19 protein-coding genes and 2 pseudogenes are annotated in these 21,294 nt (G+C 70.1%); 10 read left to right on the top strand and 11 right to left on the bottom strand.

Annotated features, from left to right (window positions below; translation table 11 throughout):
* Together ACLF5H_RS28385 and ACLF5H_RS28380 are read right to left on the bottom strand one after the other, a co-directional pair.
* On the bottom strand, positions 1-535 hold a 535-nt coding region (locus tag ACLF5H_RS28385), incomplete at its 3' end, for a helix-turn-helix domain-containing protein (protein WP_421678843.1).
* On the bottom strand, positions 532-837 hold the full coding sequence (locus ACLF5H_RS28380) for a helix-turn-helix transcriptional regulator (RefSeq protein WP_421678842.1): 306 nt from the start codon (positions 835-837) through the stop codon (positions 532-534). The genes ACLF5H_RS28385 and ACLF5H_RS28380, both read right to left, overlap by 4 nt.
* A gap of 529 nt (positions 838-1,366) precedes the next feature.
* On the opposite strand from ACLF5H_RS28380, the gene ACLF5H_RS28375 reads away from it, so the two are divergent.
* Complete coding sequence (locus tag ACLF5H_RS28375; RefSeq protein ID WP_421678841.1) at positions 1,367-1,735, top strand: hypothetical protein; 369 nt, start codon at positions 1,367-1,369, stop codon at positions 1,733-1,735.
* 104 nt (positions 1,736-1,839) lie between these two features.
* Here ACLF5H_RS28375 and ACLF5H_RS28370 read toward each other — a convergent pair whose 3' ends face one another.
* Positions 1,840-2,127 carry a hypothetical protein gene (locus ACLF5H_RS28370; protein WP_421678840.1) on the bottom strand — a complete coding sequence of 96 codons (288 nt, stop codon included), beginning with the start codon at positions 2,125-2,127 and terminating at the stop codon, positions 1,840-1,842.
* Positions 2,128-3,536: 1,409 nt separating this feature from the next.
* Here ACLF5H_RS28370 and ACLF5H_RS28365 point away from each other — a divergent pair.
* Together ACLF5H_RS28365 and ACLF5H_RS28360 are read left to right on the top strand one after the other, a co-directional pair.
* Positions 3,537-4,058 (top strand): hypothetical protein, encoded by a 522-nt coding sequence (locus ACLF5H_RS28365; protein WP_421678839.1) that lies wholly within the window; start codon positions 3,537-3,539, stop codon positions 4,056-4,058.
* Positions 4,055-4,900 carry a helix-turn-helix domain-containing protein gene (locus ACLF5H_RS28360; protein ID WP_421678838.1) on the top strand — a complete coding sequence of 282 codons (846 nt, stop codon included), beginning with the start codon at positions 4,055-4,057 and terminating at the stop codon, positions 4,898-4,900. Before ACLF5H_RS28365 ends, ACLF5H_RS28360 begins: the two co-directional genes overlap by 4 nt.
* A gap of 320 nt (positions 4,901-5,220) precedes the next feature.
* Here ACLF5H_RS28360 and ACLF5H_RS28355 read toward each other — a convergent pair whose 3' ends face one another.
* The 3 genes from ACLF5H_RS28355 to ACLF5H_RS28345 all read right to left on the bottom strand — a co-directional run bounded on the left by ACLF5H_RS28355 (position 5,221) and on the right by ACLF5H_RS28345 (position 7,627).
* Positions 5,221-5,973 (bottom strand): hypothetical protein, encoded by a 753-nt coding sequence (locus ACLF5H_RS28355; RefSeq protein WP_421678837.1) that lies wholly within the window; start codon positions 5,971-5,973, stop codon positions 5,221-5,223.
* A gap of 602 nt (positions 5,974-6,575) precedes the next feature.
* A complete protein-coding gene (locus tag ACLF5H_RS28350) occupies positions 6,576-7,169 on the bottom strand; it encodes a short chain dehydrogenase (protein WP_421678836.1) in 594 nt (197 codons plus the stop codon).
* On the bottom strand, positions 7,166-7,627 hold the full coding sequence (locus tag ACLF5H_RS28345) for a nuclear transport factor 2 family protein (protein WP_421678835.1): 462 nt from the start codon (positions 7,625-7,627) through the stop codon (positions 7,166-7,168). Before ACLF5H_RS28345 ends, ACLF5H_RS28350 begins: the two co-directional genes overlap by 4 nt.
* Before the next feature lie 105 nt (positions 7,628-7,732).
* Here ACLF5H_RS28345 and ACLF5H_RS28340 point away from each other — a divergent pair, with 105 nt between their 5' ends.
* Together ACLF5H_RS28340 and ACLF5H_RS28335 are read left to right on the top strand one after the other, a co-directional pair.
* Positions 7,733-8,656 carry a LysR family transcriptional regulator gene (locus tag ACLF5H_RS28340; RefSeq protein WP_421678834.1) on the top strand — a complete coding sequence of 308 codons (924 nt, stop codon included), beginning with the start codon at positions 7,733-7,735 and terminating at the stop codon, positions 8,654-8,656.
* 355 nt (positions 8,657-9,011) lie between these two features.
* Positions 9,012-9,776: an SDR family oxidoreductase gene (locus ACLF5H_RS28335; RefSeq protein ID WP_421678833.1), complete on the top strand. Its 765-nt coding sequence runs from the start codon at positions 9,012-9,014 to the stop codon at positions 9,774-9,776.
* Positions 9,777-9,871: 95 nt separating this feature from the next.
* Here the strand turns inward: ACLF5H_RS28335 and ACLF5H_RS28330 are convergent.
* Together ACLF5H_RS28330 and ACLF5H_RS28325 are read right to left on the bottom strand one after the other, a co-directional pair.
* Positions 9,872-10,228: pseudogene (locus ACLF5H_RS28330) on the bottom strand (IS982 family transposase); the annotation flags it as partial.
* Positions 10,198-11,356: pseudogene (locus tag ACLF5H_RS28325) on the bottom strand (IS701 family transposase). The pseudogenes ACLF5H_RS28330 and ACLF5H_RS28325, both read right to left, overlap by 31 nt.
* A gap of 349 nt (positions 11,357-11,705) precedes the next feature.
* On the opposite strand from ACLF5H_RS28325, the gene ACLF5H_RS28320 reads away from it, so the two are divergent.
* Positions 11,706-11,876 (top strand): hypothetical protein, encoded by a 171-nt coding sequence (locus ACLF5H_RS28320; protein ID WP_421678832.1) that lies wholly within the window; start codon positions 11,706-11,708, stop codon positions 11,874-11,876.
* A 1,657-nt stretch (positions 11,877-13,533) separates the two neighbouring features.
* Here ACLF5H_RS28320 and ACLF5H_RS28315 read toward each other — a convergent pair.
* Positions 13,534-13,809, bottom strand: coding sequence for a hypothetical protein (locus ACLF5H_RS28315; RefSeq protein WP_421678831.1), 276 nt, complete (start codon positions 13,807-13,809; stop codon positions 13,534-13,536).
* A gap of 163 nt (positions 13,810-13,972) precedes the next feature.
* Here ACLF5H_RS28315 and ACLF5H_RS28310 point away from each other — a divergent pair, with 163 nt between their 5' ends.
* From ACLF5H_RS28310 to ACLF5H_RS28295, 4 genes are all read left to right on the top strand, one after another.
* A complete protein-coding gene (locus ACLF5H_RS28310) occupies positions 13,973-15,226 on the top strand; it encodes a cytochrome P450 (RefSeq protein ID WP_421678830.1) in 1,254 nt (417 codons plus the stop codon).
* Positions 15,227-15,244: 18 nt separating this feature from the next.
* Positions 15,245-16,036: an enoyl-CoA hydratase/isomerase family protein gene (locus ACLF5H_RS28305; RefSeq protein ID WP_421678829.1), complete on the top strand. Its 792-nt coding sequence runs from the start codon at positions 15,245-15,247 to the stop codon at positions 16,034-16,036.
* Between the two features lie 399 nt (positions 16,037-16,435).
* The gene (locus ACLF5H_RS28300) at positions 16,436-17,173 is read left to right on the top strand and encodes a hypothetical protein (protein WP_421678828.1); all 738 of its coding nucleotides are present in this window, start codon (positions 16,436-16,438) and stop codon (positions 17,171-17,173) included.
* A 759-nt stretch (positions 17,174-17,932) separates the two neighbouring features.
* Positions 17,933-18,739: an ABC transporter ATP-binding protein gene (locus tag ACLF5H_RS28295; protein ID WP_421678827.1), complete on the top strand. Its 807-nt coding sequence runs from the start codon at positions 17,933-17,935 to the stop codon at positions 18,737-18,739.
* 75 nt (positions 18,740-18,814) lie between these two features.
* Here ACLF5H_RS28295 and ACLF5H_RS28290 read toward each other — a convergent pair whose 3' ends face one another.
* Positions 18,815-19,843 carry a polyprenyl synthetase family protein gene (locus ACLF5H_RS28290; RefSeq protein WP_421678826.1) on the bottom strand — a complete coding sequence of 343 codons (1,029 nt, stop codon included), beginning with the start codon at positions 19,841-19,843 and terminating at the stop codon, positions 18,815-18,817.
* A complete protein-coding gene (locus ACLF5H_RS28285; protein WP_421678825.1) occupies positions 19,840-20,880 on the bottom strand; it encodes a tetratricopeptide repeat protein in 1,041 nt (346 codons plus the stop codon). The genes ACLF5H_RS28290 and ACLF5H_RS28285 overlap by 4 nt, the downstream gene beginning before the upstream one ends.
* Positions 20,881-21,294: the final 414 nt, after the last annotated feature.

Here is a 21,294-nt window from a genome sequence, read left to right as displayed (position 1 = left end):
CCCCCCCCCCCCCCCCCCCCCCCCCCCCCCCCCCCCCCCCCCCCCCCCCTCCCCCCCCCCCCCCTCCCCCCCCCCCCCCCCCCTCTTTGGGGGCTTGTTCGGGGTGGGGTGGGGTGGGGTGGGTGCAGTCTTCGGGGTTCAGGTGCTGGGGGTAGCCCTCGACCTGGTCGGTGGCGGGTGCTCCGCACAGGATGCAGGGGTGGGGGGTGGGCAGGGGGGTGTCTTTGTCCGTTGGGGGGGTGGGGGGTTCGGTGGTGGGGGCGGTCTCGGGGTGGGCTGGTGTTTCGTTCTGGGTGCGTAGTTTTTCCTGGGCGGCGGTGAGGAAGTAGGCGTACTTTTCGCGGGTTTCGCCGCTGGGGTCGCGTCCGGTTTCCCAGCCGCCGATGGTGGAGGGGCTCACTCCCAGTGTCTGGGCTACCTGGGTGCGGGTGAGGTTGAGGGCTTGGCGCAGGGCGCGGCGCTGTTCGGTGGGGGGCAGGTCGGCCGGGGTGTGGGCGGCGGCGAGGAGTGCGTCGATGGCGTCGAAGTCGGTCATTGTGGTGTTCCCTGGGTGGGGATGGTGGGGTGGGGTGTGGGGCGTGGGGTGCGGCGGCGTGTGGGGGCCAGGGTGTCGCAGGCCTGGGTGGGGCCGGCGAGGAGGTCGAGGACGTCGATGCCGTAGTGGGCGGCGAGGGCTTCGCAGTCGGTCAGGCTCCATGCGGCGTTGCCGGACTGGCGGCGGCTGATCTGGGTCTGGCTGACGCCCAGGGCGGTGGCGAGGTCCGTCTGGGATTCTCCTGTGATGTGCATGAGCGCGGCTGTGGCTGCTCGTACGCGTTCGCCGAGCGTCATCTTCATGGGGTCATCGTAGAAGACCTGGTTATGCGTTTTAGGTATGGGAGTTGGTGAAAGCGTGCAGGCTGCCGCGGTGTCGGGTTGCTGTGCCGGTGGTGGTGTGGGCTGTGGCGGTGGTTCGGAGGCTGGGATCGGATCAGCCGCGTGGTCGACGGCATAGGGCCGCCGGCTCCGCCCAGGCTTCAGAGGTTGGCACCTTGCCATCATTGAGCTTCAGCCAACTCGAAGGTCAACATCGACGTGGGGCAGCAACGTCTTGGTCAGCAACGCCTAGCCTTCGGCTCCCGGCCCTCTAGCTCCTCGGCGGGTCCTCGTCATTGCAGCACCTTCGGGATCTTGCGTCGCGACGAGGTCTAGGGCTCGCCCCGGTCCCCGGGGGGGCAAAAGAGGCCGTCCGGACAATGGCTCCTGCGCCGCGGAGGGCGCCCCAGGCAGCGTGTAGCTGTGTCGCCCTCCGCGTTGTTCGCGGGCTCTTGATGACGTGCCCCAACCGCGAATTGCGCGGCCTTGGCGCTAGTTCTCGGGCGGCTGTATGACGACGATGCGCCAGATCACCGAACTGGCCGCTGTGAACTTCCACGCCAGTTCGTGCAGGCTGGCGTGCGGTATCTCGGCGGTGAACACCCCGCTCCCGTCAGCGCACTGGGAGCCGGCGAGGGTTCCTCCGGCGGCAGTGATGCCGAGCCTGGAGGAGTCGGCGCATGTCCACATCACCTTGAAGGACGAGGCTTTCCCCGCTGATGCGGGAAGGGTGACAGCGCCCGTGCCGTGCCCCGACCCGGTGTACAGGGTCTTCGACCCGGCCGGGACCGGGGACTGGACCGGGTCGGGAAGGCGGTCGGGCGACGTCGGGGGCTGTGCGGGAGTCTGGACCGCACCCGTCTTTGTCGTCGCCCTGTGAGAGGCGGTGCCTTGAGGGTGGCCTCCGCCGGAACAGGCCGTCAGGAGTGCCAGGGCCGCCACACCGACGGCCGGCAAAGAAGTCTTCATCAGAGCGTCCTCAACCTACGAGTGGGCGGTGCAGGGCGAGGTCGCCGGGAGTTCGGCGGTCCCGTGGACGGGCTTGCTCTTGTCACCGGCGAATGTCCCCTTGGTGCTGGAGAAGGAGAAACCCGCGTCGGGTGGGCGGCCGTCCGGCTTCATCGGGGGGTTGGCGTTGTCCGAGTCCCCGCCCGGATCCACCGCGTCGGTGTCGGCCGGTGTCTGAGGGATCGGGTTCCCGTCCAGGTCGGCATCGGCCTCCGGCGAGGTGTCCGACACCGAGGTGTTCTCTTCGGTGAAAGCCGTACCCATTCCCCCGGTACCGACGAAGAGGAGCGTGGTGGGCGCGGCGGTTGTGCATCTGCGAGCCTTGGCGGCATTCACAGTCGTTCCTCCCCTCCACCCCCTGGGAGCGGCATGAGCCCAACGATCATGGAGCGGCTGGTAGATCGTCAGGCGGAGGTGGGTGTTCTGGGCGGAAGTTGAGCATGGTGATTGACCAGTCAGGCTCGCAGGCGGCCTGAATCGTCGACGGCCGGGGGTCGAGGTGGCGCCGGCGGCGGTTCGGGCGTCGGCGCCGATCTCGTACCAGGGCCCGTCGCGCTGGAATCGGGGCGGAGTGTTCGTCCAGACTGCGGCGGCGAGCCGCGAGCGGCTGGAGACGGCTTCGAGCAGGTGCTCCCCCTGTCAGGACGGGAACGTGCCGCCGATCGCGTCGCGGGTTCCTTCCCGGGGGCGGTGTCCGGCGTACCGCTCGTAATCCCGGGTCTCCTTGGCAGGGCGAGCCTGGGGCAGGGTGGCGTCGTCGAGCTCGAAGAGAGGCTCCTCGCTGGTCTTCGGCCTCCGCTTGTCGGCCGGTGAGGTGCTTCGTGCTCTCTGAACGTGTACGTAGCGTGGTCGCCTCACAGAACCGGCATAAGCGATCACATGGCTGCGTAACCTGGCTTTTCAGCAACACATTTGGTTACTGGTGAGTATGGAGGCGATTTGCCGCACGTGGCGAAGGGGTCCGGCATCTTACAGCGCGTAGCGACTTTTGCAATCCAAGACCCGAACGCATTTGATCCCTTTTTGCGCAAGTATGCGAAACGCGCGAGCGTCTTCGGCCGCATCTGAGCGACCGCTCAGATCAGGACAGATCATCAAGACAGGCACCAAAGAGGCGGCTACGAAATCCGTGGCCGCCCCTGTCGTTTGAGCTGCGGAAACACCCGAGGCCCCGCCGACGGCGGGGCCTCGTTGACGATCTGCATCGGGCCATCGAAGGGGGCCAACCCTTCGAGTTGAGGCCCGATGGCGCTGAGCGAAGGCCAGTCCAGGGCCCGTTGTCCAGCACGGAATATGTAACCGAAGTTCCCGGCTCCTTATGCCTTATCGCGAGGGATTCTCGGGGTCTACGCGCCGGGAGCCGTATACGTAGGGGTTTTTCGGCGGTGCGATACCTGATGAAAGGTAGGCCGATGTCCGCGTCTGATCCGGTATCAGCGACTCAAATCCTTCTCGCTAAGCCATAGTTGGGTCCCTCCCAGCGGACGGGTATCGTGCGACAACCGGTCGAGGGCGCCCGTGTGGTGTCGGAGCCCGGCTGCAAGTGAGCGAAGAACAGTCCAGCGGTTCCGGCACATGTGCCGGGCTCGTCGTCCCTCCGGCTCGCCACCGGAGGGAACCGAGCAGCAGCCGCAACCCCTGCGTCATCCGTCCGGCACCCGGGAGTTCTGCTCGTGTCCACCACGGCCCCGCTGATCGCTCTTCTGGCGATCTTCCTCATCGTTTTCGGGACGATCGTTTTCGTCGTCCGGCGCTTCGAGTCCACGCCGGTCCGCGTCGCCGCGATCGTCTCCGCGATCGCCACCCTCATCGCGGCCCTGGCGCCCATCACCCGGCTGCTGATGGAGTCCCAGCCCGAGCCCGAGGCCGACCAGATCCTCGTGCGCCTCGTGCGCCTCGTCGTCATCGTCGCGATCTACCTGATCGTCTTCGGGACCACCGCCTACGTCGTCGACCGGCTCAAGTCACGGCCGGCCCGCGCGGTCGCCGTCCTCGTGGGCATCGGCACCCTCATCGGCTCGCTGACGCCCGTCGTCCGGGCCATGAGCGAACCGGCGACACGGTCCGTCGCCGTCCAGGCCGTCGCCGCCGAGCGGCTCGCGTACCCGAAGACGACGCCCCCAGTGACGACGACGGGCGAGTCGCACCCCGAGAAGCCGGCGGACGTACCGCCCATGCGGAAGCAGGCGCGGTGAGCGGCGCCAACTCCCACCGCGAGGACCAGATCGACAACGCCGTCACCGTGCGGCAGCTGCGCGCCGCACGCCCGCCCAGCACGTTCGAGTCGCCGAGCAGCACCAGCGTGGAGCCCCGCAACGGCACCGGCGCGCGCGTGCTGAACCACTACTACCTGCAGCAGGGCCTCACCCAGGACATCGCCGACGAACTGGCCCGCTTCAGCTTCCTCGTCCGGCACCAGCGCTCCACCAAGCCCGAACCGCTGAGCTCCCAGCACATCGAGTTCGTGCTGTTCGGCACCGTCCTCGTCGACGGACGCATCTGGGGCGGCAACTACACACTGGGCAACCTCGACCTGTTCACCGACGTGCCCTCCGTCAACCGGTTGGAGCAGGTCCAGTTCCTCTCCGCGACCCGCACCGTCCGCATCCCGCGCGGCGCCCTGCGCTCCATCGCGGTCCGCAACCTGCCGGTCGTCCGCATGATCCACCAGCGGCTCATGAACTACGTCCAGGACTTCGAGAACCTCTACGGCACCGACGTCACCAAGCCCATCCACCGCGTCGCCCGGCTCCTGGACCACCTTACCTACCAGCAGGACCGCGGCGCCGAGATCGTCATAGGCGCCCTCGACCCGAACCTCGTCATCGGCCCCACCCAGCGCGACTTCGCCAACGCGCTGGGCCTGGGCGTGTCCACCGTGGAGAAGGCCCTCAGGGACCTCCGCAGCCACAAGATCCTCGCCGAGACCACCACCGGCGGTCGGCTCAACCGGACCTACCGCGTCCTCGACAACGTGCGGCTGCGCGCGGTCGGCTGCGGAGCCAACCTCCTCAAGCTGGACATGGACCGGACATAGCCGGCCCTTGCCCTCCTTGCCCTCCTTGCCTTCGCCGGACAGCCTCGCCGAGCTGAAATACCCGACCCTGGTGACGGCGAACAGGCCGACCAGCGCGGCGTACGGCTCGTGCGGCAGCGGGCCGGGGCGGGGGACGTCGTGGCCGGTGCCGTGCACCCGGCCGCGCAGCAGGTCCTCGCCGGCGGCGTTCATCCGACCGGCCTCCCCACCGCCGGCAGCCGCCCTGGCCCCGAGCCCGTCCGCTACCGGCGGCGTGTGATGCCGATACGTCTGCTGGGCTTCGCGGCCGGCGCTTCGGCGGCCGCGCGGCCGGCCAGGGTTCAGTCGCTGGGCAGTCCGGCCGCCAGTTCTTTCTCGGCCAGGGCTTCAAGGTGCTCCGACCGTACGGTCCTCGACGTCTCCGGTGCTTTCACCGGGACCGGATCGCCGTACGCGTCGAGCAGGAAGTCGACCGGCTCGGGCGCGAACGTAGGCATGTCCACCACGATCTTGCGCGGATAGGGCTTGCCGTCGGTCTTGACGTACGCGGTCACCGAGTTGCCCTTCTCGCCGTGGCGCAGCGGGGCGAGGCGTTCGCCGTTCTCGTCGCTGGCCTCGGCCTCTCTGACCGCGCGCTGCCCCGGCTGTGACAGTTGCCCGGCGATGGTGTGCACGGCGGCCAGGGCGCACAGGTCGACCATGCTCTTGCGGATCCTGCCGTCATCGCTCAGCTCGAGCCACTTCCCCCGCAGCCCCTTGGACAGCTCGGTCTGCCGCGCGCTGACGGCACGGGCCGGGTCCAGGACGTCGTCGCTCCACCGTATCCAGGTACGGCCGCCGTGCTCGACGGCTACCTGGAAGAACCCGTTCTGGGCGTCGGCGAGGCAGTTCTTGCGCCGGTCGGTGGTGATCTCGACGCGGGCGCCCATCGCCACCGCGGCCCGGGCCGTGACCCGTACCGACGGTGCCTGTTCGAACAGTTGGAAGGACTGCGACAGCAGGGCGCCGTCCGTGCTCTGCGGGTCGGGGGCCGCGCCGCCCGCCTCGCCCCCGCAGGCGGTCAGTGCCAGAGCCGCTCCCGCAGCGCCCAGCACCGCCGGCCATCTTGTCTTGCTTGATCCCACGGTTCCGCCTTTTGTGCCACATCATGTGCAGCCGTGACTATAGACGACGTCTGACCTGCTCATACGCGGAAGTACGACGGCCATCGTCGCCACACGCCGGTGCGTGTTCGGCGGGTTGCGGCACTGGCCAGGAGGGCGCGGACGCGGGTGGCCATGCCGGTATCGGAGGGTTCGGCGGCGGCATCGCCCCGGGCGGAAGGATGTGCGGTGTCCGGGCGACCGTGCGGCCCGCTGATGTGTTGGCGGCCCCGATGACGCGGGCCTGCTCCGGGTGTGTCTTCGTCGCCCAGGCCGCTGACTCCGGTTCTCTGAACTACGAGTGGTGGAAGCGGGAGGTGCGGATGCGGGTAAGACCGGTGAGCGGTCCCATCTGAGCTGCGCAATCCGCGAATACGGAGCCGCGAGGAAGGGCCGAAGGGCTTCGGCTGGAAGGACTATCGCGGCCTGGTCGTCCGTGCTCGTACACAGCTCGGTGGTCGGCTGCTGGCGGGCATCGGCCTCACCATGGACGCCTGACCCGAGCCAGCCGGTTCCGCAGCGATGTCCGGCTTGTGCGCCGACATTCCGGCCGGTCAGCGGGGCGAAGGCGTCAAGGTCTGTCCCTGCATCTGTCCTATGACTACATCGATGTAGGCGTGGGTGACGTCTCTCACCGGTGTGCCTCCCCTGGGGTCCATACCGAGCTTTTCGAGCGTCTCCGTCACCCATCCTGGGCTGACGACGTTCACTCTCAGCCTGCGGGGCATCTCGATGGCCGCGGCCCGGACGAACGCCTCCAGTCCGGCGTTGACAAGAGCGCCGAACGAGCTGCCCGGCGTGGACTCCTGAAAGGTACCGCTGGTGAGGGTGATGGACCCCCCGTCCCTCACGTGTTGCACCGACCGGCGGAGCAGCGCCACCTGACCCAGCAGTTTGCCCTTCAGGCCGAGAGTGAACTCGTCATCGGAAGGTGATGCCAATGGGGTCAGGTGACCGCTGGCCGCGCAGCAGATAACCGCGTCCACTGTGCCGACGGTGCCGAAAAGGACGTCGATGGAGGCGGGTATTTCCAGGTCAACCCGTGTGCTGCCGTTGCGTGAAGCCCGTATCACCTCATGCTCGGTCTCGAGCACGTCTGCGACTGCACGGCCGATGGTGCCGGTCGCCCCGATCACGAGGATCTTCATGCCGATTTCTTCTGCCCCCCGGCGAGACGGGCTGGAAGAGGGGCCAACGGGAAGTTGGCCCAGACGTAGGTGTCCATCTGGTGTTGGTCGCCGCTGAGGTTGTCCACTCGATCGACCTGGCCGTCGGCGTCGAAGTGCCACACCAGCGCCCACATTGTGTCGACGTGGCCCACACCCTGAGTCGTCCAGCCGCGGTGGATATCGACGACGTACTCGCCGTTGCTGCCGAGAAATACAGGTTCGGCCTGGAAGCCCGCCTTGCCGAGCTGGTCGAAGAAGCTGACCACTTCGTCGAGTCCGTGCTTGGTGCCCGACAGCGGGTGGTGGCCCGGGATGGTCCACTCGACGTCGGGGGCCAGGACCGCGCTCATCGCTGTGACGTCGTTGGCGGCGTAGGCAGAGAAGAAGTGGTTGATGGCCTCGGTCTTGGGGGCGGGCACGGCTTCACTCGTTGTCATCTGGATGCTCTCCGCAGGTTCGGTACCGGGCCGTCCCGGTCACGTGATCAACGCTCCCGCCAGCCCGCCGTAGTCGTCCAATACCTGCTTCCATAACCTGGCGGCATGGATGTCGACACCCGCTTGTTGCGGTACTTCGCCACGGTGGTCGAGGAAAGCAACCTCACGCGGGCCGCTCAGCGTCTCTACATCTCGCAGCCCGCGCTGACGAAACAGATACGGCAGCTGGAAGCACAGCTGGGAGTGAGCCTGTTCGTCCGTTCCCGCGCCGGAATGACCCCCACCGAGGCCGGTGAGGCTCTGGCCGCCCACGCCGGCGCCGTGCTGACCGCTTGGGAGAATGCGCTGCGCGTCACACAGGCCGTCACGACCCGGGCCGCACGCACGCTACGGGTCGGCTTCGTGGCCAGCGCCGCCAACGAGCACACCCAGCTGATCATCGCCGACTTCGCCCGACGGCGCCCCGGCTGGCGGGTCCAAATGCGACAGACCGAATGGACCGACCCCACCGCCGGGCTGGCCACCGGCGACGTCGACGTGGCGCTGCTGCGCCTGCCAGTGCCCGCGCACAGCGACTTCGACGTCGAAGTGCTGCTGACCGAGCCACGCTGGATCGCTCTGCCAGCAGGGCATCACCTCGCAGGGGAGGATCAAATCCCGTTCCAGGATCTGTACGACGAACCGTTCGTGGCGACTCCTGCCAACTCGGGGAAGTGGCGCGACTACTGGCTCGCGGCCGACGAGCGCGAGGGTCACCCGGTGCGCATCGGCGCGGTCGCGCACCACCCCGACGAATGGCTCAACGCGATCGCCCACGGCCAGGGCATCAGCCTCACCCCCGAGGCGACCGCCCGCTTCTACCAGCGCCCGGACATCGTCTACCGGCCCGTTACGGGCGTCAGCCACAGCCGGATCGGTGTCGCTCGACCCCACACCCAACGGGACGACGCCGTCGACGCCTTCGTCCTTAGCTGCCGTGACGTATGCAGAGACGGCAACCTCGTGGCCAGCCTGACCCTGGACGGTTGACCACGACCAGACGACGGCCAAACCAACAGCACTCATTCAAGTTCGGTAGCACGACCAGTAATCTCTCCCCAAGTGGGGACTTCCAGAAAGGCCGGCGATGTCCTCCGCTCGTTCCGTTCATCAAGCAGCGAGCTGGTCGCGCTTGCGGCTGCCGGTGGGCGTGCGGGGTGTTTCGGCTTCTTCGGGAGAGGGTCTGTTCGAGGCTGTTCGCTATCGCCGAGCCGCGGTCGACGTCCGGCTGTACGGCTGTACGGCTGTTGAACGGGGCGACGGCGGGGGCCGGTTGAAGGGGCTCGCCCCGGTTCGTCGCCGTCGCCTCTCGTATGAGTTAGGTTGGCCTAACTCGGGAGGACGCATGGGACATCTCAGCGGGAAGGTCGCCCTGGTCACCGGTGGCAGCCGGGGAATCGGGCGCGGTATCGCCGTACGCCTGGCCCGTGACGGCGCCCTGGTCGCCGTGCACTACGGCAGGAACGAGGAGGCGGCCAAGAAGACCGTCGCGGACATTACCGAGGCCGGCGGCCGGGCCTTCGTCGTCGGCGCCGAGCTGGGCGTTGACGGCGACGTGGACACGCTCGTGACCGGGCTGGAGGCCGGGCTGGGCGCGTACGGGGAGCAGGCGGTCGACATCCTGGTCCACAACGCCGGGCTGAACCTCATGGGGCGGCCGATCGAGGTCCTCACCCCCGAGGAGTTCGACCGGATGGTCGCGGTCAACGTCAAGGCGCCGTTCTTCCTCACACAGCGGCTGCTGCCGCGGCTGCGCGACGGTGGCCGGATCATCGCCATCTCGTCCGTCTCCACCCGGGTCGCCTCGGCCCACGGCATCGGCTATCCCCTCACCAAGGGCGCACTCGACGTCTTCAGCCACACTCTCGCGAAGTACCTCGGTCCCCGCGGCATCACCGTCAACTCCGTCACGGTCGGCTTCACCGACACCGACATGACCGCCGACGTGCACGCCGATCCGGCGAACCGGGAGCGCAACATCAGCTTGACCGCCCTCGGCCGGATCGGCCAGGTCCCGGACATCGCCGACGCGGTCGCCTTCCTGGCCTCCGACGACGCCCGCTGGATCACCGGCACGAAGATCGATGTCACCGGCGGGGTCAACCTGTAGCGGAGCGCGGATCGGTGACGCGGATCGGTGACGCGGCGTCAACGGCCGGCGCGCGTCGAGTCGCGGCACCGCCTAGATGAGTGAGTCCGATGTTCTCAGTGGTCGTAGGCGATCAGGGATCGTTTGATCTTGGCGCCGGTGGTCCAGTTGTGCCAGATGCCGGCTGCCAGGGCGAGGAGTCGTTGTCCGGTGCGGGCGAAGACTCCGGCCGGGGTTCTGGCGCCGTGTTGTTCCAGGCTGAGCTGGCCTTTGAGTGTGTCGAAGACCGCTTCGATCCACTGGCGGACGCGGGCCAGGCGGCCGTGCCGGACCGGCTCGTCCTTCCGGTCCGGCCGCATCAGACGGACGCCCAGGCGCTCGGTCAGGCGCTCGGTCAGGAATGCCTCGAACTCCCGGCCGGCGAAGCCTTTGTCGGACAGGATCACCTGACCGCTGCGGACGAGGCGACGGTCACGCAGCCGGCGAACGAACGGCCTTCGAAGTGGTCCAGGCCCAGGGCTGTTTTCAGCTCGCGGTAGTCGTGCTCGATCCGCCACCGGGCTCTCGCCAGCCGGACCAGATCCCTGGCAGGGATATCGGCGGGCAGGTTCGAGATCCAGTACTGCACCGGTTCACGCTGGCCCTCGGGCCACCGGGCGATCAGCCAGGACAAGGGGATCGTGCCGTCGGCGGCCGGTTTCGGACGACGGCCTGCGAGCCGGACACGCAGGAGTACGAAGTGCGAGCTCATCGCCGCCTTCGATCCCTTGCGCCAGGTCACCGTCCACCCACGGCCGCGACCCGCGGCCAGCACGTGTTCGCGCAATGACACGGGCCGGGTGCGATAGCGGGGCAGCGGCCTGGGGCCGAGCCCACCGTATTCGGGCTGGTGCGGCACCGCGTCCTGGCCGTGGGCGGTCATCTCGCCCTTGGCCTGCAGCACCCACGCCAGGCCGCGTTCGTCCAGGCCGCGGCGGAAGTCGGCGTTCGCGCCATAGCCGGCATCGGCGACCAGGACAGCGGGCCGCAGCCCAGAGCCGGCGAGCTCGTCGAGCATGTCCAGGGCGAGCCGCCACTTGGGCCGGTGCCCCTCACCATCAGGGATCCCGCAGGCCCGCCTGCGGGCCTGGGCGTCGGGGCCGTCCCAGGCGGCGGGCAGGAACAGACGCCAGGACAACGGGCATGAAGCCTCCTCGGAGGCGGCGTGGACACTGACACCGATCTGGCAGTTGCCGACCTTGCCCAGGGTGCCTGAGTTACTGCCGGGCCACCCCGGGCGAGGAACGGCCGTCCTTGGGGAAGCCGGTGTCGTCCACCACCCACACCTGCGGCCGCACAGCGGCCACCGCCCGCCACGCCAGCCGGGCCCGCACATCCCTGACCTGCCACGTCGAGGTCGTCATGAACTGCTGCAACTGCTGGTGATCGACACCGAGCCGTTCAGCCATCGGCTGCATCGACTTCCTACGGCCGTCCAGCAGCAGCCCCCGCAGATATAACGCACCCTTCGCCCGCTGGTCCCGACGCACCAACGGAGCGAACACCTCCCCCGCGAACTCCTCCAACCGGCCCCGCACCGCAGCAAGCTCCCCAGCCCTCATACAGCCAGCGAACTACCACCCACCCACCACGACAAGACCACCTAACAAAGCACTACTAGGGGGCACCGGCGGCGTCACGGATCGGCGGCGCGGTCGCCCGGCGGCGGCGTTCGGCCGGCGCCTGTGTGCGGCACGGTGTACGGGGACGGCGGTACGGGTGGTGCGGTGCGCACTGCGGCGGGAGCGGGCGTGTGTCCGGCGCGGGCGGTAGCTGCCGGACGCGGACGCCGGTCACGGGCTGGAGCATCTCGGTCTGCGCGGCGTGCCGGGGGTGGTCGCGGCGCGGCGGCGGTGGGCTGGGGGCGCGGTGCGCGGTATCGGCGGGGGGGCGGCCGAAGGGGGTGTCGCGGTGGTGACCCGGTGGTGGGAGCAGGTCCTGCGCTGGGAGCGCGAGGCGGGCCGGCCGCGGCGGCTGCACCGGGGGGCGGCCGGCAAGGCCGGAACGGAGCTGGAGCGGTGGAGGGTCACGGGCCGGGACGCGGTCGTCTGTTCCGAGGTGGTGGCCGTCACCGACGCGTAGTTGGATCCGGTCGTGGCCGAAGCGGCATGGCGGGGCAGTGTCCCCGGGCAGCCGCGGCCGCTGCCCGGGGACGGGGTGTTCTGCCGCCGGTTCGGTGAGGGGTCAGGCGGCGGGGGTCAGGGCCGTCGGCCACCACTGACTACGGCGGTGCGCTGACCTCGTGGAGGAGTGCCGCCATCCGCATCCGCCGTGGTGCCGGGGGCTTGCCCGGCTGCGGCGAAGGGCTGTGGTGGGCTGGACCAGGAGCACCGGTTCGCCGCCGTGGCGGGGCGACTGCGCGTCCTGTCCGTCCTGTCCAAGGAACGCAGCGCGCCCGGCTCGGGCGCCACGTGGCGCTCTACGGGAGTGGGGTGCGGCGGCGTGTGGGGGGGCCAGGGTGTCGCAGGTCTGGGTGGGGTCGGCGAGGGGGGCGAGGGCGTCGATGCCGTAGTGGGCAGCGGGGGCTTCGCCGTCGGCCAGGCACCATGCGGCGTTGCCGGACCGGCGCAGGCCGCGGCGCTCCTGTGAGGCCGGGACGGGAAGGCCGGGATGCGGGGGGGCCGGGATGCGGGGGGCTGCGTCGCGAGGTCTGGCGAAGTGGTGGTGCGTGCTCTTGGCCGCGGCGGTGGTGTTCAGGCTTCGCGCCGTCATGCCGGCCTGTGGCCGGAGTGCGCTCCGGGCGGGGCGTCGAGCTGTTCAGCGGCTCGCAGACAGGGGCGGACTGGGCTTGCCCTCCTCGGCGGCGGTCGCGTCCACGATCACGCCCGGTACCGGCAGGCCTGTCCGCTGAGACCGGCCGCGCACCCGGTGCTCGTAGTTCGAGGTCACCGGCGCGCAAGTCCCCGTGGGCAGGCCGTGTTGCAGGTCCGACGTGCCGGTGAAAGGTGCGGGGAGCCGGAGCGTGGGCGTCTTCGTGCTTCGGCTTGGGCGGGGTGGCCAGGTAGTCGTGCGGGTCGTGGTCCGCAGTGGCCCGGGCGGAGTTCTTCATCGGTCGTGTCCGTGGCGGCACTTGGTGGGCCTTGTCGGTGTCCGGTCCGTATCGGTCCGCCCAGGCCCCCCAGGGCCCCCAGGGCCCGCAGGTCCCACAGGTCCCCCAGGTCCCGCAGGTCCCGCAGGTCCCGCAGGTCCCACAGGTCCCACAGGTCCCACAGGTGCGGCGCTGGTTGGTCGGCGTGGCGGGCGGTGTGCGGGCGGTGTCGGACAGGGCGTGCTTCGTGGGGTCCGGCCGGTCCGGGTTCGCTGGTTGCGGGGCGATCGTGTCGGGTGGCGGGCGGGCCGTCGGGGGGCGTCTGTGTGCCGTCGGCACCGGCAAAGTTTCGTAAGGATGTGGCCGCACGTCACATGCTTTAGGGACCAACTCCTGGTTTATCCGTCGCCGGAGAGAAGAAGTCATATACCGACGTCGCCGCCAGGAGGATCGATGCAGTGGAATCCATGCTCTATGCAAGCATTTCGCCCCCATCAGCTAGTGCTGGCATGCCATCGGGGAAATCTGCCACGTATACGAGACTTGTCCGATCTGTGAGGCCCGCTTCTCCCCCGGCCGTTTAACTACCCAGGGTGAGCGCTACAATACGTCGAGTTGTCACGTGGCTCCGGAGTCGACCTGGAAGCCGTGCCCCGCTATTCGCCCAGCAGGTGAGGACATATATAAATCCAGGCCCCCGGTTTCAGGAAATCAGTGCGCAGCGCGCCATCCGTACCGCCGCACCGGCAGGAGCCGAAAAGCCGCCGCGCTGCCGCAGGCCGGATGAGAAATGATGAATGAGATGAGATGACAGAACCAAACCGGAGCGGACGAGGTGTCGCTCGACGGCAGCGGCATTTCCGCGTTGCCGCGCCGCTGGTTGCCGGGCAGGTCACGGCCGGTCCCCCGCATGATCGACGGTCGTTTCGGGGCCTTGAGGAATGGATTTGCATCCGTGGTGGGGATCTTTTCGGCTCGATCGCCCACCTGTGATTCTCGCCCTTCGCCGTCCGTAGGGGACTGCCCGGTTTCGCGGGCGTGTCCTGGCGCCCGCCGGCAGGCGCCTGCCGGGAGCATTTTCACGGGGCGCTGATGAAATCTTACAGAACTGACAGGTCATGAACGCATTCTCACGAGAGAGTTTCATATAGTGGAGTCAACACTTTCCCTCGCGAACGTCGGCCGGCAGACAATCGTCCCGCTCTTCTCCCGCCTGCGTACCGGCCGGGGGCAGGCAAATCCTCTGGCCGCCTATCAGGAGCTCAGGAATCTGGGTGAAGTGTTTCCGGCGCCCTGGGGGGGTTATCTGGTGACTTCTCACCGGCTCTGCCACCAGGTCTTGCGTGACAGATCGTGGCAAGTTCCCGATCTGCACTGGCGTCTCAGCCAGGATGACTCCGCGCGCTGGAGTTCGCCTGCTTCGCGGCAGATGGCGGCCTCTCTTCCGATGCTGAATCCTCCTGATCACACGATGACGCGGAAGTCGCTCGGGAATATATTCGACCGTCAATCGCTGGCCAGGCTGCGGCCGTTCATAGAGGAAACAGCGGAGCGGCTGACGGACCGGTTCTTCGAGGAAGCCCGTGAGGGATCGGCGGAATTCTGCTCGCTCGTCGCCGATGAACTGCCGGTCATCACCATCGGGCAGTGGATGGGGCTTCCCGAAGCGGATCACGGGCTGCTGCGCACGCTGACCCATGACCAGGTCCACACACAGGAACTGTTCCCCTCCCGAAGCCAGCTGGCTCTTTCCGATGCCGCCACGGCCCAGCTGCGCCAGTACTTCACCGACATCATCCGAGAACGCCGAAGCAGTCCGGGGGAAGACCCGATCTCTTCCTGGCTCCGGGCGTGGGACAGTATCGAGCCCGATCGTGCCCGGGCCGACGCCGCCGTTCATTCCCTTGCGTTGTTCATGATTCTCGCGGCTCTGGAGACGACCTCGCACGTGCTGTCCGCGAGCGTGCGCCTGCTGGTCGAGCGTCCCCGCGAATGGGAGTGGCTGCGTCAGCATCCCGAGGACGTGCCCGGCGCGGTGGAGGAGACGCTCCGATACGATGCCCCGATACACATGATCAGCCGGGTGGCACCGAGGGACTGCGAGGTCGGCGGCGTACTCGTGCGCGAAGGGGAAATGGTCCAGCTCATGACGGGCGCGGCTCACCACGACCCGGAGCAGTACGCCGACCCCCACGTTTTCGATATTCGCCGGGCGCAGGCTCATCTCAGCTTCGGCGGAGGTATTCACTACTGCCTGGGAAACGCCCTCGCCCGCCTGGAGGCGACGGCTCTTCTCAACTCGCTGCTGAAACGGGATGCCCGGCCGCGCATCAGTGCGCCCCCGCGGTGGGAGCCGCGCATCGCCTTTCGCCGGATGACGTCACTGCCGTTGGCCCTCGGCTGAGGACTGATCCTTCTCGATGTGCAGAGTCTGAAAGAAAGAAGTAGACACATCAACAGCTACAAGACGCTTCTCGTCACGCTCGAATCCTCCGTCCTCACCGTTCAGCTGAACATCCCCGAGTCCGGCAACGCGATATCGGGACAGGTCCTCGATGATCTCCTCGACGTGCTTTTCTACGCGGAGGCCGATCCTGGTATTCGTGTGCTGGTACTGGCCGGTGCCGGGGACGACTTCAGTGTGGGAGGGGACCGCACCGAGTTCTCGGCGCTTCTCGCACACGATCCGACGGGCGAGGCGCTCAGCGCGCTCCTGACCAAGGCGGAGCGCCTGTGCGACGCCCTCAGGGGAACCGAGCTGGTGACCATCGCGCGGCTGCACGGCCAGGTGATCGGTGCCGGACTGGGGCTCGCGGTGCTCTGCGATCTGAGGGTGGGGGCGGACAACTGCCGCTTCCGCATGCCGGAGCTGGGGCTTGGCGTCCCGCCCGCGTGGGGCGGCATCCTCCCCCGCCTCCTGCGCGAAGGAGGGCAGCCGGAAGTCCGCGAACTGCTGCTGACGTGCGCCGCCTTCGACGCCGCGAAGGCGCAGGAGCTGTCCCTGCTGAACAAGGTCGTGCCGGTCGACCAGCTCGACTCGGCCGTCAGACAGTGGAGCAAGCCCCTGGTCCGCCGTTCGGCGCTGGCACTGCGCATGACCAAGAAGGCTTTGAACGCCTACGGCAACACCGCCCAGCTGGCCGTCGGATCCTCCTTCGACACGGCGCTCCTGACGGCGGTGCTCTCCAGCCGGGAGCTGACGCGCCGCCCTTGAGCACGCGCTCCGGTCCGCCGCGCCGGGCGGGACCGCGGTCCTCCCCCGGCGCGCCGGCCGTGTCGTGAAGACCGTGTCGTGAAGTCCTCGCGCCGGGGCGGCCTCCCGGCACCCCGGCAAGGCCACCCGCCGCAGGACCGCCCCCAGAGGCCGGTCCTGCGGCGGGTGCCGGTGCGGCCGGGGTGTCCGTGCGGTGGCCCGGGTGCCCCGCACGCGGGCGGGCCGTCCTCGTGCGGGGGCGGTCCGTTCCCGCTGCCGGTCTCCTGCCGGGTGCGTCTTCCCGGCGGCAGCGGGAACGGGAGCGGGAGCGGGGGCGATGGTCAAAAAAAAAGGGGGGTGTGGAGCGCGGGTGGTGCCGCCCGGGAGATCGCCCGGGAAACAGTGCGCCACACATGCCCCATGAAGTTGATCATTGAGCGGTTCGACGCGCGCGAGTGGCCCGACGAGCAGCTGGAGGAGCTGTTCGGCGAGGGCTTCCCGGAGTTCACCGGCGCGGACCAGCTGGTGAAGCGGTACATCGGCCGCGTCCGGGAGTGGTTCGCCGATCTGAACCTCGTGGCCGTCGACGAGCGCGGCGTGCCGGTCGCCGCCGGGTGGGGGACACCAATCCGCTGGGACGGGAACGCGCAGACGCTGCCCCTGGGCTACACGGACGCGATCATCCGCACGGTGGACGACCGCGAGCAGGGTGCCGAGCCCGACACTCTGGTGATCTGCGGCGCCGTGATCACGCCCGTCCTCAAGGGCCGCGGCCTGGCCGGGCAGATGCTCACCGCGCTACGGCAGCTCGCCGTGGAACGGGGCCGGCCGCGGGTGATCGCGCCGGTCCGCCCGACCCTGAAGTCGCGCTACCCGCTCACGCCCATCGAGTCGTTCATGGGGTGGACCCGCCCGGACGGCACCTCGCTCGACCCGTGGATCCGCACCCACGAGCGCCTCGGCGCGCGCGTCATCGCCGCCGCCCCGGCCTCGCAGACGATGACCGGCACCATCCCCGAGTGGGAGCAGTGGACGGGCATGGTCTTCCCGGAGACGGGCGAGTACGTCATCCCGCGGGGGCTGAGCCTGCTGCGTGTCGACAGGGACAGCGGTCAGGGCGTCTATGCCGAGCCCAACGTGTGGATGCGGCACAGGTGAGAACCCCGGCAAAGGCCGAGCCGAGCCGGGCCGGGCCGGCCGCAGGAGCGGGGTGATCTCCGGTCCCGCACGCGGCGCCGGGCCGAAGGAAACGCTCGCGTGGAGGGGCGGGGCAGGTGAGCGCGGGCGCGGAACGAGAGTACGGGGGCACGGGGGCACGCGGGCACGAGGGCACGGGGAGTTGCTGCCCCGGGTCGGGCCGGGGCCGCTGCGGGTCCGCGACGAGCCGGGCCGAGGCCGACGACGCGCTCCGGGCCTGTGAGCCGCGGAAGCGGGCGGGCGGCCCCTGCGCGGGCGGGAGGACTTCGCCGACCGGGGGGGAAGGTGTCCTACGACGCGGGCAGGCCGGCGTGCATCGCGTGGACGCGGTCACGGGGGTCCACAGGTCTTGCCGGGGGGCTCTGCACCGGCCGGCCGCGGCCCCGGGCGGGCGCACCAGTTCCTCCCCGGCCCCGCCGCCGGACACGGGAGTCGCCTGCCGTACATCCGCCCGTGACGGCTCCCCCGCCCCGAGCGGTCTGCGGGTTCTTCCGCGCGCGCAGGAGGCGGCCGGGGACGCGCGGATGCCCCGGCCGCTCCTCGTGAGGGAGGACCGGTCGGAGCCGCAGAACTGCCGCGACCGGCCTCCCCTGGGAAGGCGTCAGGTCACCGACGCCGCGCGTGAGAGGCGTGCGGTGCTGTGAGCGGCGGTGTGCACCGGCCTGTCCGCTCTGTGGGCGTGGCCGGTGCGGACGGCGTACGGGCCACTACTGTGCCGGGGTGACCGAGACCCAGGATCCGCGTGCCGTCGTCGCTCTGAGGAATGTCGCCGTCCACCGGCGTACCAGCGGGCAGGAGACCGTCCTCGACGGGATCGACTGGAACGTACGCTCCGGTGAGCACTGGGCGTTGCTGGGGGCGAACGGGGCCGGCAAGACGACCCTGCTGCGGCTGGCCGGGGCGGCCATGCATCCCACGCTCGGCAGCGTCGAGGTCCTCGGTGAGCGGCTCGGCCGCGTCGACATGCGTGAACTGCGGGCGCGCGTCGGGCTGGTGTCCGCCGCGCAGAAGGTCCCCCCGGACGCCACCGCCCACACCGTCGTCCTGACCGGGGCGACCGGGACGGTGCAGCCGCTGTGGCGGGAGTACGGCGCCGCGGTGCGCGAGCGCGCCCGCGTCCTGCTGGCCGAGCTGGGGTGCAAGGAGTTCACCGACCGCCGCTTCGGTGACTGCTCGGGCGGCCAGCGGGCCCGGATCCTCATCTGCCGCGCGCTGATGGCCGATCCGGCGCTGCTCCTGCTCGACGAGCCGTTCAACGCCCTCGACCTCCCCTCCCGCGAGGACCTCGTGGACGCACTGCGGCGCCTCGCGGCCGGCCGGCCCGGCCTCGCCACCATCACGGTCACCCACTACGTGGAGGAACTCCCGCCCAGCACCACCCACGCCTTCCTCCTCAAGGAGGGCCGCGAGCTGGCGTCCGGACCGGTCGACGGCGTACTCACCCCGGACAACATGACCCTCTGCTTCGGACGTCCCGTTCATGTGGCCCGCCACGGCGGCCGGTGGTACGCGCGCTCAAACCGCTGACGTGGTGACTGCGGCGGGCGGCTCGCGGCGCGGACGGGCCGCCGGCTTCCAGGCAGGTGCGGTGTGCCGGTGGGGCTACAGCTCGCGGCCGACCAGGTGGTCCAGCAGCGTGAGCAGATCCGCTGCGGCGCCGGCGGCCAGCGGTGCCCGGGCCAGGAGGGTACGGGCGGCGGCCGTGTGGACGCGGGCCTCGGCCAGGGCCGCCGCACGGCCCGCACGGCCGCCGGCCGCCTCGATCAGCGCCGCGGCCTCCCGCACCCGCTCCGGCGAGCCGAGGAGCCCGGGCAGGGCGCGGCCGGCCGGGGAGGCCAGGGCCGCCAGGACCGGGTAGGTCTTCTTGCCCTCCCGCAGGTCACCACCCGCCGGTTTGCCGGTGACGGCCGGGTCGCCCCAGATCCCCAGGACGTCGTCGACCAGCTGGAAGGCGATGCCGAGATGCCGTCCGGCCCGCTCCAGCGCTCCGGTGACCTCCTCGTCCGCGCCGCCGAGCAGCGCCCCCAGCGCGCAGGCACAGCCCAGGAGGGCACCGGTCTTGGCCTCGGCCATCGCCCGGTACTCCTCGGCGGTCACCCGGTCCGGGCCGGTGTGGGGGCGGCCGGTGAACAGCAGGTCGTCGGCCTGCCCGCGGACCAGATCGGTGAGGGCCGCGGACAGGAGCCGCACGGCGCGGGTGCCGTGGGGGACGGCGGCGAGGGTCTCCACCGCCAGGGCGAACAGGGCGTCGCCGGCCAGGACCGCGGGACCGGTACCGTACGCCTTCCACACCGCGGGGCGGCGGCGCCGGGTCGCGTCGCCGTCCATGATGTCGTCGTGCAGGAGCGAGAAGGTGTGCACCAGTTCCACGGCGACCGCCGCCGGGATCCCGGCACGGCCGTCGGCGCCCGCCGCGCGGGCACCGAGGACCGCCAGTGCCTGCCGCACGCCCTTGCCGCCGGGCGCGGTGGCGGGTGCGCCGCCCACCTCGCACCAGCCGAAGGAGTACGCGGCCATCTCGGCCGTCCACGGATGCAGGCGCTCCACCGCCTCGCGCAGAGCCGGGCGTACCAGCGCGGCGCAGCGGGCGAGGACCTCGGGCGCCGCGGGCGGGGCAAGAGGCGCGGTCACCGTACGGCCTCCGCGTCGCGTGCGAACTCCTCCTGGGCACGGGTCACCAGCCGTTGTACGTGTTTGAGGCCGCTGCCCTCCAACGAGCTTGACAGTGCGGTGAGTTCGGCCATGGTCTCGTCGTGGGAGCGGCCGAGCCGCGCGTGCGCCTTGGCCAGACCGAGACGGGCGAGCGCCTCGCCGCGGGGCTCGCTCATCGCGCGGAACCCGCTCAGCGCCAGCTCGTACATCTGCCGCGCCTGTTCGTGACGCCCGGCCCGGTACAGGACGTTGCCCTGCATCTTGTGGTTGTAGGCCAGCGCGCTGGAGAGGTTCATCGCACGGCAGCCCGCCTCCGCGCGGGAGAGGAGTTCGAGTGCTTTCCCGGTGTCCTGGTCACGGACCGAGAGGATGTCCGCGAGACCGCGCAGGGCCCAGGCGTGACCGCGGCGGTCCTCGGCGCGTTCGGCTATCTCCGCGGCCTCTTCGAACAGTTCGTAGGCGCGGTCGTAGTCGCCGGTGTTGCGGTGCATCTGGGCGATGCCCTCCAGGGCCCAGACCGTGTGCCGGGCCTCACCGCGCCTGCGGGCCTCGGCCAGCAGCTGCTCGTGGAGACGGCCGACCGCCGCGTAGTCGCCCTGGATACGGCCGGTCTCCGCGAGCCCGGCCAGGGAATAGCCCCGGCAGACGACGTCGCCCGCCCGTTCGCCGAGTTCGGCGGCGAGACCGAGCAGCCGCCAGGCCAGCGGGAACGCTCCCCGCTGGCGGGCGAGGGTACCGCCGCTCCACAGGGCCCACGCCATCGCCCCGGTGTCACCGGCCCGGCGGGCGGTACGGTAACTCGCCTTCCACGCCCCATCGGCCTCCCCCACCCTGCCCAGACGCCGGTACGCCTCGGCCACCGCGAGCCCGCAGCGCGCGGCCTCGCCCGGCTGCCCCGACCGCTCGGCCTCACGGAGCTTGTCGATGCCCTCCGCCAGCACGTCCGTCAGGGAGGAATTCACGGACAGGGTGGTCAGAGCGCCCTGATACTCAGGAGCGAAAGCCTTGCCGTACATGCATACCTTTCTACACACGACACGTATACACGATGCGTATACACGGCGTGTATAGGGAATCGGGGAAACGCCCCGTCCGGGAGGACCGGGGCGCCGCGGTCTGTTGCCGATCAAGACGCGGGTACGGCGACCGGGGTTGTCCGCGGGATACGGATCATGATGTGAAGGTTCCGTGTCCACGGCCCGGCGGCGGTACCAACACCGGTACCGGGGACGGCTGTTCCGCGCGCCGCGAGCCGCGAGCCGCGAGCTCGCGGCGCTGCCGGATCACGGCGAGGCGGGGCGGGGGGGCTGGGGCACACGGGACGACGGGGGGGGCGGGAGCGGGGCCAGGATGAGCGTGCCGAACAGCTCGTGCGGCGCCGCCCCGAGGACGCTGATGGTGGGCGTGCCGTCGAGGAGGACGTGGACGCG

It is taken from the genome of Streptomyces sp. LaBMicrA B280, from assembly GCF_049222185.1.
In the GTDB taxonomy this organism is placed as follows: domain Bacteria; phylum Actinomycetota; class Actinomycetes; order Streptomycetales; family Streptomycetaceae; genus Streptomyces; species Streptomyces murinus.
The sequence above is the reverse complement of the archived record's forward strand: the minus strand, read 5'-3'. Positions and strand labels throughout refer to the sequence as shown.